Here is a 15,566-nt window from a genome sequence, read left to right as displayed (position 1 = left end):
TTACTTAAATTAAAATATCTGGCATTAGATGATTGCAAAAAGTATGGCTTTCAACTCTCTTTTTGGCAAATTTTTATAACTCTATTCTAAATGAGGTGCATTTACCTTTTTCGCTTTTGACGGAAATATCAGCACCGATGCTGTCAGCAAAGTCTTTGGATAGCATCAGACCAATTCCTGTCCCTTTTTCACCATTGGTCCCTGAGGTGGAGTGTTGTTTTTTATTGAAAAGGTTTGCTTGCTGATCAGGACTCATGCCTATCCCGCTATCACTGATCACAAGTGTAGATGGGTTTGAAGGATCGGAATCCACGGTGATTTTGCCACCCGCTGGAGTGAATTTGATCGAGTTAGATAGGATATTTCGAATGATGAAATCTAGACGATCTCTATCCGAAAAGATCTTCAGTGTAAATGGAATATTGTTCTCTATCCTCAGATTTTTCTGCTCAAGTTGTTTGGCAAATAAGCTTTGGTTTTCTGAAATAAGTTCTGAAAGTTCAAATGTTGTCTTTTTCACTTTATCTGAACTCATCTGCGTTCGAGCCCAGGTGAGTAAGTTAGAAAGGAGATTAGAGGCGGCATTTGCATCTGAGGCAATAGAGGAAAGCACAAAATCTATTTCCTCCTTGCTCAGGTCACCGGATTTCCACAGCTCCAATGAGGTGATAAGTGAAGAAAATGGTGCTCTCAAGTCATGCGAAATAATTGAAAAAAGCTTGTCTCTGAAGCTATTGGCTTGTTTTAGTTCATGATTGGTGCTATTCAATTCTGCTGCTTGCTGTTGGATTTGCTGATATTGAGCTTGTACTTTTGAGTTTGTTTCCTTGAGTTCTCTGTGGGCAGCACTCAATTTTCGGTTGATTTTCAATTGGTACCATGCAAGTCCAATCAGCAGAATAGCTACGATGATAAAGATGATCAGCAACTCATTTTTCCTGGTAATCGATAGTTCTGCCAGTTCCTGATCTTTGATTAGTTTCTGATTTTCAAGTTCTTTTTTCTCACTTTCATATTGGATTTCCAGTTCAGCACGGATTTTTTCCCGAGAATCATTGAAGATGGAGTCGTTACTTGCCTCATTTATAAGCTGGTATTCATAGGCTTTTTCAAAATCTTTATTCAGTGCAGAGAGGTTAGCCATTTTACTGGCTGCTATACCTATTTGGAAGTTCGATCTGGTTTGCTGCGCCAATTCAAAAGCCATAGCAGCATATTCCAATGCTTTTTCCAAGGAGCCATTGTCTCTATGATAATCTGACAAAGTACCTAGCGAGGAGAGGCGACCTTCCCAGTCATTCATTTCCTCAGCTAATTCAAGTGCTTGGGTAAGCAGGCTGATTCCTTTCTGTTTATCCCCAGATTCATAATAAAGCTCACCCAGTTGAACCAAGGTGCTGGTTAGGTTGAGTTTATCGTTAAGATTTTCTTTGATTGCTTTTGATTTTTCCAGATAATCTTTGGTTTTGGTGAAATCTTCTTCTTTTTTCAAAGAAAGCCATCGATCGAGATAATAACTTCCAAGGTTATTGTATAGCAAGCTCATCGCTCGTTCATGATTGATCAACAGCGCCAGACTTAAGGATTTTTCATATTGGACTACAGCCTTTTCCAGTTTTTGAAGTCGATAATAGATATTTCCCAGGTTCATGGTGGATTCGATGATACCTACGGTGTCCTGCAGAGTTTCCCTAATATCTAGTGCTTTCAAATGAGTACTTAGCGATTTCTCAAAATCAGATTTGATCAAGTAACAAACCCCTATAATATTAAGAGCATTAGCTTCTACCCTCGTAAAACCCCTTTCATTTGCCAATTCTATAGCTTCTTTGGCGTAAAGGATAGCCGTGTCCTGATTGTAGGGATAATAATGTTTACTTAGATTTAACAGGGTAGTAGCTTTGATAGAATCATTATCAGTTTTTGCTATTACGTTTCTTAGACTGTCTGTTGGCGTCTGTTGGACTGTAAGCAAAACTGGGAACAACCAAACCAGGAAGTGAGGTAGCATAGGTGGTTTTTAAAAGGAAAATAACTCTATAGCAGTGGTGAGAAGAATGGGTAAATATGCACCTGAATGGCTGAAAATCAAATTTTAAAAATAAAAATACAGTTCTGGTGATCAATAAAACCCAATTAATTACTGATATTTTTCTATTAATCAGGTGGGGGATTTTTCGTTTAGTAGCTTGAATTTTTTGATTTTAATGTCCAATTCCGAACAAAAAACCGTCAAGCTCGGACAGGATAAGTAGTTGAAATCGTGTTAAAACAGCTTTAAAGGCACAATTACCCTTGGCACAATCTCTGAAAAGAAGTAATGAAAAATTACCTAACCCAATTCGCTATGACATTTTCAAAAATCACTGCCTACATCTTTTTTCTCTTTCTATTAGGCACTACCGCGCAAGCTCAAACAGAAATCAGAAACCTCGGGAAATTTACAGGCGTCAATTCCGAAGGGGCATGGGATGTAATCATTACGACTGGATCTAAAGACGAAGTCAAATTGGTCTCAAAAGGATTTGATCTGAGTGAAGTCATCACCGAGGTGGAAGATGGCAAACTGGAAATAGAACTCAAAGATGACGATGATGACAACAGAGATTTTACGGTTTATGTCACCATCAAGAATCTAACTAGCCTGGGATTAGCTGGCTCTGGGAATTTGATCGTTCGGTCCGATGTGACTTCCAAAGACTTTAATGTTGGACTGGCAGGCTCAGGGAATATTGAGCTGGAGTATCTGGAAGCAGAAAATCTCAATGTAGGAATGAGTGGATCTGGAAAAGTTAATATTTCAGGTGGAAAAGCTAAAGATGTGAACATTGGTCAGGTAGGTTCAGGTGATTTCAAAGGAATTGACCTGATGGCTGGAGATGTGAAAATAGGCAAAGCCGGCTCCGGCGATATCCATATTGGCGTAGAAGGAGAACTCACCGTGGGGTCTGTAGGCTCAGGAAATGTGTATTACAGTGGAAACCCTACTGATATCAATAATGGAAGTCTTGGGTCCACGAAAGTTATTAAGAAGTAGTCCTGTTGCGGGATGTTGGATGACCAATGTCCGATAGTAAAAATACCTGACATTCCTATTTGCTCAGGTAAGGATCAAAAGTGTCGCAATGGCCTTCCACTTTCAAAGGGGCTGTAAGTCACAAATTTTAATTCAAAAATATCAAATCATGCTCAAGAACTACTTTAAAATACTTCTGCGAACTACTCGCAAAAACCCGCTTTACATGTTTATTAACGTGTTTGGTTTGGCGGTAGGGATGGCTGTGAGTATGTTGATATTTTTGTTTGTGCAGCACGAATTTAGCTACGACAGCTATCATGAGAATGCCGAAAGAATTGTGAGAGTTTCCAGAGCCTGGTTCAATCCAGATGGAGAGACAAGTCTTCATCTAGGGCATACTGCACCACCTTTTGGGCCGCTGATCAAGTCTGACTATCCAGATGAAGTGGCTTATTCTGCTAGAATGTTGGAATCAAATCCATTGGTAGCCAAGGGCGACACTAAGTTTATTGAAGATAATTTCACCTTCGCCGATCCAGAGATTTTTGATATTTTCTCTATCAATGTAATAGAAGGTGATGCCAAAAAAGCAATGAGTCAAAATGATGGTGTGGTTATTTCTCAGTCATCTGCATTGAAGTATTTCGGTGATAGTTCACCATTAGGTGAAGAGCTTTTGATAGAACTTAGCGGTCAAAAGTTCACTTTTCAAGTCCGAGGAGTATTCGAAGATTTTCCGGACAACTCTCATTTTCACCCTACTTTTTTCGCATCAATGATGCCTGTGGTGATGTTTTATGGAGGTCCTGATGCCATTATGAGCAATTATGGAAGTAATAGTTTTTCTACCTATTTGCTTCTGAACGAGGGCGTTGATCGATTGGCTTTCGAAGAAAAACTGCCAAACCTCATCGATAAATACATGGGTCAAACCCAAGCTGGACAGCCCATGTCAGAAGGAACGAAGTTGTATCTATGGCCGCTCGAAGATATCCACCTGTATTCCAATCTGGACACTGAAATCGAAGCTAACGGCGACATTGGCTACGTCTATATCTACTTGGCAGTGGCTTTATTTATCCTGCTTATCGCCTGTATCAATTTCATGAATCTTTCTACCGCCAGGTCATCCTTGAGATCTATGGAAGTCGGCTTGCGCAAAGTGATGGGTGCTGATAAAGGTAGTTTGATCCGTCAGTTTATGGGAGAATCATTTATGTTGACTATCCTATCGATGGGAATTGCTCTGCTGTTGGTCTATTTGTTTCTCCCTACTTTTTCGGATTTCTCCGAAAAGCAACTCACGCTTAATTTTCTCGAAAACCCAGAGTTTTTGTTGGGAATAGTAGGCTTGGTCATAGTAGTTGGACTTATTTCCGGAAGTTATCCTGCGCTCTTTCTATCAGGTTTTCAGCCTGGAAAAGTCCTGAAAGGTGTATTTAAAGCAGGAAAAAACCATGAGCATTTCCGCTCTGTTTTGGTGGTGGGGCAGTTTGCGATTTCTGTTGTGCTGATTGTAGCCGTATTGGTGGTTGTGAATCAGTTAGATTTCATGCAAAGCAAGGATTTGGGCTTCCAAAAGGAGGATGTGGTACTTTTACCTACAAGTCCGGCTATAGAGCAAAATTATGAGATCATCAAAGACCGGCTGGAGAATCAGCCAGGAATCCAGGCAGTAACCGTTTCTAGCAGAGCTCCCTCTGGCCGATTGCTGGATAATCAAGGCACTTCTGTGGAAATCAACGGAGAACTTACCCAGCTTGAAATTCGGATTGCCAATATTTATGTCGGTCATAATTTTTTAAAAACGTATGGAATTCCTCTGTCTGCAGGACGAGATTTTGATGTGCTTCGCGCGAGTGATTCCACAGAAGCTTTTATTCTGAATGAGACAGCTATCCGAGAAATAGGCTGGGAAAGTCCTGAGGCTGCTATAGGAAAGCAATTTCTCTACGGAGCTAAGCGAGGATTTGTAACAGGAGTGATGAAAGATTTTCACTTCGAAAATCTACATCAGCCTATCGTTCCTCTCCTTTTTGAGATTAATTCAAATGGGAATAATGTTGGCAATAATGTAATGAGCATCAAAATTGACGCTGAGAATAGGAATCAAACGATGGCTTATTTAAAAGATGAGTGGGCGGCACTAAGACCAGGATTTCCTTTCGAGCCAAGGTTTGTAGATCAAGGATTCAACGAGCAATATGCTGCAGAGCAACGCGTCAAAACCATTTTCACCTTCTTCTCAGCATTGGCAGTTTTGATCTCAGTTTTAGGGTTACTAGGTTTGGTTACATTTGCGACAGCCCAGCGTACGCGTGAAATTGGCATTCGAAAGGTAATGGGAGCGGAGACAGCTAGCATTTTGATTTTGTTAGGAAAAGACTTTTTAAAACTAGTACTAATCGGATTTCTCATCGCCATTCCTATTTCTTGGCTTGGGATGTCAAGCTGGCTAGCGGACTTTGCTTATACCGCAGGGATCAGCTGGACAGTATTTTTGTGGGCTGGCTTGATAGCCGGAGCTATCGCTGCATTCACAGTCACAGCTCAATCTCTAAAAGCCGCCTGGGCGGATCCGGTCAAGAGTATAAAGAGTGAGTGATAAAGAGAGTTTTACGAGTAAAGTCGCAAGTAGTAAATAGGAAGTAGCACGTAGAAAGTATCAAGAATCAAGATTTAAAATTTTCAAGTGCAACCATTTGAACGTTTTCTACATCTACTAATGGAGGCTTGAATTTGATTACATTGACAGTTTACAGCTTTACCATCATTGAATTTGCCAACTACCGAATCTTCCAATCCTATAATTTTACAATCTTTCAATCTTCAACAACATGAAAACGCACATTAAAATCCTAACATTCGCCCTCACCGCATTCATAATGTCATCTTGCGTACAGGCACAATCTTCAGAGACAAGATCTATCGGACACTTTACCAAAGTACACTCTGGCGGAAGCTGGGAAGTGATTTTGACCGAAGGTGATAAAGAAGAAGTGCTCATCGAGGCGAAAGGAGTGGAGCTAAGCAAAGTCAAAACGGAGATAGACGGAGACGTGCTCAGTGTAGGCTTGGTGAAGGGTAACTACAACAACGTGAGCTTGAAATTTCATATCACCTATAAAAAACTAGAGGGGATAAAGTGCTCTGGTTCTGGGACTATTGAAGTTACTTCACCGGTAGCTACGGATTCATTTTATGCAGCAATTTCAGGGTCTGGAGATATACTTATGGAAAACCTGGAAGTAAAGAAGCTATCGGTTGGAATTTCTGGTTCGGCAGATCTGGAGATCAAAAGTGGTTCAGCTGACCAAGCGGAGATCAAGCAGTCAGGATCGGGGGATTTCGAGGGTGAGAAATTTGCAATTGGTGAATTAGTCGTGGGCAAGTCTGGCTCTGGCGATACTAATGTGGGTGATCTAGGTAAATTATCTGTGAGCTCTTCAGGATCTGGAGATGTGACGTACACGGGTTCACCCCAGCTAGGCAATATCAGAACTTCTGGCTCCAGCAGCATTACAAAAAGATAAGAGAACTCAGTCTTATTCTTGTCCCTCAAGCGAACGTTTGAGGGATTTTTTTATTCGATTTTTTCAATCAAAGGATAAACTGAAGTTCTTGAATAATGCACTATACCTTCCCGCTTTCCTACCTCTCAACTTCCTTACATCAAGAACCCATTTTCTGTTTGATAGGGAGCAGGGACATTCTCTACCTCCAGCATTTCGAGTAAATCAATTTCTACAGCGCGGGCAATAGAGGATATAGGCACATCATTGTATCCCCCTTCAAAAGGGTTCTCAGAATAATCACCGATTCTATCCACTACAAAGAATGTCCAGATAATAATCGCCGAAAAAGGGATAGTCAACCAATAATGCAGCGCAGTACTCTGCGCAAAAATATCAAGTAAGCCAAATGGGATCAGCGCACAAAAAATATAGGTAATCCAAAGTCCTGTGGAGGCATATTGCCGGGGGAAGGGGAAATTTTTAATTCGTTCACTCATCCCTTGGTTGGTGTACAGCTTCCCAATCAACTCATGAAGTCTTACCTGCTTATAATCGGTAATAAACTGCTGCTCATACAGCTTGGCTATTTCCTGACTTTGGTTTTTGAGTAGTTGGGAAGGAATGTTAGTGAGCTCCTTTACGCTGGCTATTTCTTCTTGGGAAAGGTATTTTTCGATTTCTGCAAACATCCCATCAGAATATTCTTTGATGAAATTTGGGATAAAATTCAATTTGTGTACCGGGAGATTATGTTCCCAGGACTTTTCGTTTCGCATCACATGCTTGAGCGCCAATAGCCAAGCTAAATGTCTGTAGATTATTCTCTTTTTACGTTCAAAAGGCATATTGGAACTGGGAAGGCTGAGTATCCCTGTCGCAAAAGTTCTGCTGTCATTGACGATGGCTCCCCAAATTTTTCGTGCTTCCCAAGTTCTGTCGTAGGAACTGTTGTTTTTGAAGCCAAGAAAAAAAGCAACTGCAATACCAATTACGGATATAGGTTGCCAGGGAAGAGAGAATGGGATAGACGTAAGCTCATAGAGGACAACTATAATAAATGAATAAAGTAGCCCATAAATCAAAGAGTATTTTGACCAGCGAACAGTCATCCAAAAACTATAATACCGCTTTACGTACATAAAAATTTGCGTTTGAGTTGAATATCAAAAAGATACCAATTTTATCTAATTAAGGTCAATAGATTTTTGAATCGGGATAGAAAAATGCCCACCTGAGGGGTGAGATACTGCTTCAAGAGATAAAAAAATGTGCATTATATTCGGCTAGAGTTAACACAGAAGGTTATCGTGAGAGTTTTGAAGAGGCAAAGACTGGCTTCGCAAATACCAATATTTTTTGAAACTCAATACGCCTTATAGCTCGTGACACCTTACCAAGCCTATTCGTGAAAGTGAGTTTAGAGAAGGAAATCAATAGAAAGACCTCTAGGTGTTCGTCGTTAATTTTAGCCCTCCCTGAGAATCTTCTCTATTTTGCGGCCTTGCGCTAATTCATCTACGACTTTATCGAGGTAGCGTACTTTCTGAGTTAGTTTATTTTCTATTTCCTGCACCTTATAGCCACAGATGGAACCAGTAATTAGGCTAGCGTTGGGGTGTAGCTTTGCTTCCGCAAAAAATTGTTCAAAGCTTGACTTTGCTTCGATCTGATGACGTATTTCTGACTCATCAAATCCAGTCAGCCAAGTAATGACTTGATGCAGTTCTTCGATTGTTCTTCCTTTTCGCTCGACTTTCGTGACATAGTGCGGATAGACCGAGGCGAAAGTCATTTTAGCTATTTTCTCATCGTGGTGGCTGGTGCTAGTCATAGGTTGATATGTTTGGCTAAAACGTTCTTAGACATGTCTTTCCTTAGTTCAGGTCCACAAGGTAGGATTTGCGAGTTTATCAGAGCTTAAAGCAATCCTTCGATCACTTCTGGAAAATGCTTGTGCTCTAAGGCATGCACTTTCTCCGCAATAGAATCAGGTGTGTCTTCAGAAGTGAGTGGAGTGGAGGCTTGAAAAACGATCTTTCCTTCGTCATAATTTTCATTGACTAAGTGAATGGTGATGCCTGTTTCGGTTTCGCCAGCCGCTTTGACTGCCTCGTGGACATGGCTTCCGTACATTCCTTTTCCGCCGTATTTAGGTAAAAGAGCTGGGTGTATATTGACCATTCGATCTGGAAAAGCTCTGGTGAGCGCTACGGGGATTTTCAGTAAAAAGCCTGCTAGGATTACCCAATCGATGTTTTCTGCTTTTAGTTTCTCCAGCAAAACCCCAGCTTCCATATCCTTTCGGGAGAAGGTATAGGTCGGAACCTCGAATTTTTTTGCGCGCTCCAATACAAAAGCATCAGCCTTATTGGATGCAACCAAGGCAATTTTAGCTTTTTCTGACTGTTGAAAATGTGCCATGATTTTATCTGCATTACTGCCAGAACCTGAGGCTAAGATTGCGAGTCGTTTCAAGGGTAGCGATTTTGGTGGGTTGCTGCGAAATTAAAGGATTTCTCTCGCAATGGCATGAAAGCATCTTGGGTTTTTAGCCATAGCACTTTTTCGGCAAACTGCTAACTAGATTTCAGGAATGAGACTAAACAGAACGGCTACTTTTCAACATAACCTTAGGTTTATTTCCTTAGGTTTTGGTCTATTACGGCTTTAGCTTCGTTTCTTGGGTAAACAAGATTTCTATGAGCAAATTATTCCTTTTCCTTGCCATTTTTTTTACAGCAAGCAGCTGTGCTTTTCGATCAGTTCATCGAAGCAAAAACATCACCTATACCGATTCCAATGCAGATTTACCACTTAAACAGCTGGATGTATATGCACCCAAAAAAGCTGAGAATCTCCCGGTGTTGGTTTTTTTCTATGGGGGAAGTTGGAAAAGCGGCGCAAAGAAGACCTATCATTTCCTGGGAAATAGATTGGCTAGAAGAGATGTAATTGTGGTCATAGCAGATTATCCCTTGTCACCTGATTACCAAGTTCCAGCCATGCAGGCCGCTGCTTTGGAAGCTGTCAACTGGACAAAAGACCAAGTCAAGCAATACGGAGGTGATCCAGATCGGATCTTCGTTTCAGGGCATTCTGCTGGTGGGCATTTGGCTTCTCTGATTGCTGTGAAGGAAGATGAGTTGGAGCCTTCAAAGAATGATAAAAAGTTGGCTGGGTCGATTTTGATAGATGCAGCTGGCTTGGATATGTATAGCTATTTGCAAGAAACTAGTGAGGGAGAAGGTAAAAAGTACACAGATGCTTTTACCAATGATCCTGCTATTTGGAAGGAATATTCAGCGATGTATTATCTCACAGATGCATTAGCTCCTATGTTGATTTTGGAAGGCGAGCGGACCTATCCTAGCATTCGAAGCAGTCGGGAGCGATTTATGAAGCGTGTGGAAGAAAAAGGGATAGAAGACGTGACGGTGAAAATTTACCCTAAGAAGAAGCATATTCCGATGATCACGCAGTTTCTGTGGACACCAGGAAAAGTGTATAAGGATGTGTTGGGGTTTATTGAGGAGAATTGATTTGAGGGTGTGTTTTCCCGCAGATTCTCGCTAAAAAATATGCGGATGGGCGCTGATTTATTAGTGCTAGATTCTGTTTATCAACTCTTCAGGAGTAATCACTGGCAGATAGTGGTTGGAGAGTTTAAGGAAATCTTTGTCTGATGTGAGGATGCCATCCATGTGATGATTCAGGCAAATGTAATAATGAATGGAATCCTCAATGTCTGTATGATTGGAATGAATTGCTGAAATAACAGAATTGGCATCTCCCTCAATCAAAGTGAATTTCTCACAAATCACACTAATTATTTCTTTAGAAACAGCCAGTTCTTTGGCTTGTTTAAGATAATATGCGCAAGTCTGAATAACTGAAATGGTCACATACCCTTGAAATTGATTCGTGTCTAATTTCTCAAAAATCGAATTTATTAACTCCTGTTTTGGACTTCTTTCCAAGAAAAAATCGAGTAAAATATCGACATCAAAGAAGATCTTCATAGCCCATTTTTAATGCTTTTGCCTTTTGATACTCCTCTTTCCAGTCATATCCTTCTGGATATTCTACTTTTGATTTCGGCAATGATTTCATGTATTCCACCAAACTCATCCCGTTTTTTAACTTAGGCTTTGGCTTAACTAATGCCTCAAAATGTTCTTCAACCAGACTAGAAATGCTTGTTTCATTCTGAATCGCGTAAGTTTTGACTTTGTCTAATAAGTTTTCTTCGATCGTAATATTGAGTCGCTTCTTCATAATTCTATGCGCATGAAATTCAAATTATACGCATGAATATAATGAGGTTACATAGCTTTGATATTTCCGCCTAATCTTCCAATTTTTCAATCTTCCAATTTAAAATCAACTCGGATCTACATCCACCACGAATCTCACTGATCTGAACTCTGGTCTAGATTTAAGCTCCTCAGTTATTTTCCAGAGATTTTCCTTGAAGACCACCCCGGTGTTGCTCCCACGGTCTAGCTTGATCAAACTCTCAAATTGATATTGGTTTTTGATTCTTGCGATGATGCCTTTTTCTGGACCTAAAACAATTTTCTTGATCGGGATTTCTGCCATTCCATGATGAAGATTGAGTGCAGCTTTTTCCGCCACTTTGTAGTCGGTGTGTCGGGTAGTGATTTTCACCAGTTTCACAAAAGGAGGATAATAGAATTTCTTTCTATCATGAATCTCCTGATTAAAAAACTCGAAGTAGTCGCCCTTTATCACTTGCCTGTAAAGGGACGTTTCGGGATCTCTTGTCTGCAAAATTACCTGACCCTGAGCCTCTCGTCTTCCTGCTCGTCCAGCCACTTGCGTTATTTGTTGGTAGGCTCTTTCTCCAGCTCGGAAGTCAGGGAAATTCATAATCCGGTCTCCATCCCAAATTCCAACCACGGTGACTCTACCAAAATCTAGCCCTTTGGTGATCATCTGAGTCCCTACTAAAATATCCAGATTCCCTGAACCAAACTCATCCAACAAACGCTGATAGCCATGTTTGTTTCTAGTAGTATCCAGATCCATTCGGCCGATTCTGGCTTCTGGAAAAAGCAAACTTAGCGATTCCTCAATTCGCTCAGTCCCCATGCCCATCGTGGTCAGTTGCGTGCTTCCACAAGCAGGACAGGCACTAGGAGATTTTTCTTTGTATCCACAATAGTGACAGCGGAGTTCTTCGGAAAACTGATGATAAGTCAAGCTGACATCGCATTGTACGCATTGGCCGGTCCAGCCACAGTCTTCGCATTGAATGTAGGGTGAATAGCCTCTTCTGTTTTGAAAGATCAAAATCTGCTCTTGCTTAGAAAGTGCTTCTTGAATTCGCTCGCGCAAAACTCGGGTAGTGTCTAATTTGAGTAGGTTTTTACGTTTGTCACCCGCTAAATCTGCCAAATGAAACTGAGGCATGCTCGCATCTCCAAATCGGTGTGTCAATTCCACATATCCGAATTTCCCCTGACTGGCATTGAAATAGGATTCAAACGAAGGAGTCGCCGACCCTAACAAGGTCCTGGCCTGATGAAAATAGGCGAGCATAATTGCTGCATCTCTCGCTTGAAATCTCGGTGCCGGATCAAATTGCTTATAGCTGGACTCATGCTCCTCATCCACGATAATCAGCCCCAAACTATCAAACGGTAGGAAAATCGAAGACCTCACGCCTATTACAAAAGAGAATCTTCCACTCAAAACTCCATTCCAAACTTCCACGCGTTCATTATCCGAATACTTCGAATGATACACGCCCATTTTGCTACCAAAAACCTTTTTCAGCCTGGAAACAATTTGTGTAGTTAGGGCGATTTCGGGTAAAAGAAGCAAGACCTGAGAACCAGAATCCATTACTTCCTGAATCATCTGAATGTAAATCTCAGTCTTCCCACTGCCTGTGACACCATGAAGTAGCACGGATTGCTTGTTCTCAAATTGATGCTTGATTTCTTCAAAAGCAGCCTGCTGACTCGTGGAAAGTGTAGCACGTTCGGACTCAGGTTCTTCTTCTGGGATCCGATTCACGACGACTTTGAAGGATTCGAAAATCTCGTTTTTGATCAGCGTTTTCAGTGAACTTTCAGAGTCGCCTTCTTCTAAAAGTCGCGCTTTATCCACGCCATGGATGTTGGACTTAGGCAACTTCAAGACTGGCACGTCGCGGAGGTATTTCAGTAGGATGGATTCCTGTTTTGGTTTGCCAGCCAACCCTTCAAAAAGTCCCTGTAGAGCATTTTTATCACTTGCTATTTCAAGCTTTAGGCGGATTCTAGTTTCTACTTTCGGAGTATATTTCTCTTGAACTTTTTCAAAAATCAGGATGGCTTCTTTCTTTACCAGACTTTTGAGAATTGGGTGAATACTTTTGATTGACAGCACTTTTTCGCAGTCATCGTAGGACATCTCAGGTTTGGATTCCAACGCATCTAAAACCAGAATCTCCCGATCATCCAGTGGATATTTACTTGTTTCTCTATCGAAATTGGGATTGAGCTGCACCTTGCTTTCACTACTCAGGCGAAGACCAGAAGGCAGCGCTGCATGCATCACTTCTCCGATATGACAGAAGTAGTACTCGGCCATCCATACCCAAAAGCGGATTTGAAGAGGATTCACACTCGGGGTATCATCTAGCACTTCGAGAATTGGCTTGGCTTGATAAGCCTGCGGCGGCTTGTTATGAACTTTCCCTATAATTCCAGTGAGGACTTTTTTCTTTCCAAACTGCACAATCACCCGTGCACCAAGATTGATCTCCGACTGCATAGAGTAGGGGATGCTATAGGTAAACATGCGTGGAATGGGAACGGGCAGTATGATATCTGCGAAATTGTTTCCGCTTCGGGATGAATATAAATCTTGATCTGAAAAAAGGCTTTCCAAGGACTAGGCTAAATAGGGGAGTTGTGAAATGGCTTCTTCGTAGGTGCTGACTGGCTTTCTGCAAGCATGGTCAAAACATACATAAATTAAGGCATTTCCAGTCGCATCAGGTGTCTTGTCTGAAAGAATTGGGGCATTTTCTGTCAAATTTTCTGAAAAGGCCAAGATCCTATTGGGGGAGTAGTTCTGTTGGAATTTTTTAACCATTTCCTCAGCCCCCTTTCCAACTATGGCAATTTCAGCTGTTGGGACTAGTTTCTCCATGAATAAACTCGCCCAATTGCATAGGAAGCCGGGTTCTTTAATGATCAGTTCCTTCATGCCTCCTAGCATTTTGCTGGCAATTTCCGTGTATTTTTCCTCGTAAGTAACTAGCGATAGCCGGTGAAGATTTCTCGCCATGATCGAATTTGAAGCAGGAATTACATTATCAAAAAGCTCTTTTTTATTCGCGATCAGTTTTTCAGCCTTTGGATTATTGAAGAAGAAAAAACCATCTGATCCATCATAAAATTCTGCCAGGCAGAAGTCAGTAAGTGATCTCGCCAAATCTAACCATCTGGCATTCCCCGTGGCTTCAAAAGCCATCAAAGACGCTCGAATCACTGCAGCATAATCTTCTAAAAACCCAGGAGTATAGGCGCTTCCGTTTTTATAAGCGCGGTGCAAAACGCCGTTAATTAGAAGCCTGTCTTCAAGAAATTCCAGGTTTTTTATTGCCAAATTCAACATGCTTTTTTCGCCAGTGGCATAATAAGCCTGAATCAACCCAGCGCTCATTAACCCATTCCAACCACTGAGAATTTTATCGTCTTTTCCAGGATAAATTCGCTTGTTTCTAACTTCCAAAAGAAGGTTTTTTATTCCTCTCAGCTTTATTTTAAAGTCTTCATCGTTCATCCCAAATTCTTCAGCAATAGCTTGGTCGGGCTCAGTTTGAAACAAAATATTCACTCCATCTTCCCAGTTCCCACTAGGTTTGAGGTTGTAAAGTTTACTCAACCAAGGCATTTCATTTGGTATCAAATCCTTCAACTCCTCATAGGTCCAAACGTAGAATTTTCCTTCCACACCTTCCGAATCTGCGTCTTGAGCTGAATGAAAACCTCCTTCGCCGTTGAGCATTTCAGCCTCCAGCCATGCGACCGTTTCGGTTACTTTTTCTTTGAAGAACTCATCTCCACTTAGTTGATAAGCTTTTGCATACAATTCAAGCAACTGCCCATTATCGTATAGCATCTTTTCGAAGTGCGGTGCAAACCATTCACCATCCACCGAATATCGAGCAAATCCACCTCGCAACTGATCGTAGATTCCACCCATTCCAATCTTTTTCAAGGTGAAAAAGACTTTTTCCATCATTCCATTATTTTTGCTTAGGACGGCATAGTCAAGCATAAAATGCCAGATCGCAGGCATGGGAAATTTAGGAACCCGATTCATTCCACCCCATTCACTGTCGAATTGAGAAATAACTTTAGTAGCAATCTCTGCCAGTTCATCTGGATCCAATTCCCGATTCCCGGCTAAGATTCCATATTTATCGGTTTCCTTTCTGTTCAGACTTGTACCAAAGCCTTCTGCGCTTTCAGCCAATTGATCCTCATGCTTTTCGAAGGCATCTGCGATGTTTGATAAGAGTCCCTTCCATTGTTGATTCGGAAAATAAGTTCCTCCATAAAATGGCTTTTGATTAGGCATCAGGAATACATTCAGCGGCCATCCACCTTGCAATCCCATGGCCTGCACGGCTTCCATGTAGATATTATCGATGTCAGGACGCTCTTCTCGGTCGATCTTGATACATACGAAGTGTGCATTCATGATTTTTGCAGTGGCTTCATCCTCAAAACTCTCTCGCTCCATCACGTGACACCAGTGACAAGCCGAATAGCCAATAGATACCAAAATCGGCTTGTTCTCGGTTTTGGCTTTCTCCAGAGCTTCAGTTCCCCATGGAAACCAATCCACGGGATTGTGAGCGTGCTGGAGTAAGTAGGGAGATTGGGAGTGTAGGAGGCGGTTGGACATTTTTTATTGGAATATTTTAAAATTTGAAGATTGAAAAATTATAAAAGGATTGTAGAACAGTTGGAAAGTGGCAAGGTTGTAAAGTCTTATTCAGCAAGACA

General features: G+C 41.3%; 12 protein-coding genes. 4 read left to right on the top strand and 8 right to left on the bottom strand.

Annotation, left to right across the window (positions count from 1 at the left end; genetic code table 11):
- Nucleotides 1–73: 73 nt before the first annotated feature.
- Nucleotides 74–2,011: a tetratricopeptide repeat protein gene (locus ABJH64_RS00850; RefSeq protein WP_348275157.1), complete on the bottom strand. Its 1,938-nt coding sequence runs from the start codon at nt 2,009–2,011 to the stop codon at nt 74–76.
- 336 nt (nt 2,012–2,347) lie between these two features.
- Between ABJH64_RS00850 and ABJH64_RS00845 the strand changes: the two genes are divergently transcribed.
- The 3 genes from ABJH64_RS00845 to ABJH64_RS00835 all read left to right on the top strand — a co-directional run bounded on the left by ABJH64_RS00845 (nt 2,348) and on the right by ABJH64_RS00835 (nt 6,552).
- Nucleotides 2,348–3,037 carry a head GIN domain-containing protein gene (locus ABJH64_RS00845; RefSeq protein WP_348275158.1) on the top strand — a complete coding sequence of 230 codons (690 nt, stop codon included), beginning with the start codon at nt 2,348–2,350 and terminating at the stop codon, nt 3,035–3,037.
- A gap of 148 nt (nt 3,038–3,185) precedes the next feature.
- Nucleotides 3,186–5,624, top strand: a complete 2,439-nt coding sequence (locus tag ABJH64_RS00840; RefSeq protein WP_348275159.1) for an FtsX-like permease family protein — start codon at nt 3,186–3,188, stop codon at nt 5,622–5,624.
- A gap of 232 nt (nt 5,625–5,856) precedes the next feature.
- Nucleotides 5,857–6,552 carry a head GIN domain-containing protein gene (locus ABJH64_RS00835; protein WP_348275160.1) on the top strand — a complete coding sequence of 232 codons (696 nt, stop codon included), beginning with the start codon at nt 5,857–5,859 and terminating at the stop codon, nt 6,550–6,552.
- Between the two features lie 134 nt (nt 6,553–6,686).
- On the opposite strand, the gene ABJH64_RS00830 is transcribed toward ABJH64_RS00835, so the two are convergent.
- From ABJH64_RS00830 to purN, 3 genes are all read right to left on the bottom strand, one after another.
- The gene (locus tag ABJH64_RS00830; protein WP_348275161.1) at nt 6,687–7,673 is read right to left on the bottom strand and encodes a bestrophin family ion channel; all 987 of its coding nucleotides are present in this window, start codon (nt 7,671–7,673) and stop codon (nt 6,687–6,689) included.
- Between the two features lie 326 nt (nt 7,674–7,999).
- Entirely contained in the window at nt 8,000–8,365 is a 366-nt protein-coding gene (locus ABJH64_RS00825) for a DUF2200 domain-containing protein (RefSeq protein WP_348275162.1), read from the bottom strand.
- A gap of 86 nt (nt 8,366–8,451) precedes the next feature.
- A complete protein-coding gene (gene purN / locus ABJH64_RS00820; protein ID WP_348275163.1) occupies nt 8,452–9,009 on the bottom strand; it encodes a phosphoribosylglycinamide formyltransferase in 558 nt (185 codons plus the stop codon).
- A 224-nt stretch (nt 9,010–9,233) separates the two neighbouring features.
- Here purN and ABJH64_RS00815 point away from each other — a divergent pair, with 224 nt between their 5' ends.
- A complete protein-coding gene (locus tag ABJH64_RS00815) occupies nt 9,234–10,073 on the top strand; it encodes an alpha/beta hydrolase (protein WP_348275164.1) in 840 nt (279 codons plus the stop codon).
- Nucleotides 10,074–10,139: 66 nt separating this feature from the next.
- Here the strand turns inward: ABJH64_RS00815 and ABJH64_RS00810 are convergent, their stop codons facing one another.
- The 4 genes from ABJH64_RS00810 to ABJH64_RS00795 form a co-directional block, all read right to left on the bottom strand.
- Nucleotides 10,140–10,553, bottom strand: coding sequence for a PIN domain-containing protein (locus ABJH64_RS00810; protein ID WP_348275165.1), 414 nt, complete (start codon nt 10,551–10,553; stop codon nt 10,140–10,142).
- Entirely contained in the window at nt 10,537–10,809 is a 273-nt protein-coding gene (locus ABJH64_RS00805) for a DUF6364 family protein (protein WP_348275166.1), read from the bottom strand. The genes ABJH64_RS00810 and ABJH64_RS00805 overlap by 17 nt, the downstream gene beginning before the upstream one ends.
- 105 nt (nt 10,810–10,914) lie before the next feature.
- A complete protein-coding gene (gene priA, locus ABJH64_RS00800; protein ID WP_348275167.1) occupies nt 10,915–13,434 on the bottom strand; it encodes a primosomal protein N' in 2,520 nt (839 codons plus the stop codon).
- 3 nt (nt 13,435–13,437) lie between these two features.
- Nucleotides 13,438–15,465: a thioredoxin domain-containing protein gene (locus ABJH64_RS00795; RefSeq protein ID WP_348275168.1), complete on the bottom strand. Its 2,028-nt coding sequence runs from the start codon at nt 15,463–15,465 to the stop codon at nt 13,438–13,440.
- Between the last annotated feature and the right edge of the window lie 101 nt (nt 15,466–15,566).

The sequence above is a fragment of the Algoriphagus sp. genome, assembly GCF_039969895.1.
In the GTDB taxonomy this organism is placed as follows: domain Bacteria; phylum Bacteroidota; class Bacteroidia; order Cytophagales; family Cyclobacteriaceae; genus Algoriphagus.
The sequence above is the reverse complement of the archived record's forward strand: the minus strand, read 5'-3'. Positions and strand labels throughout refer to the sequence as shown.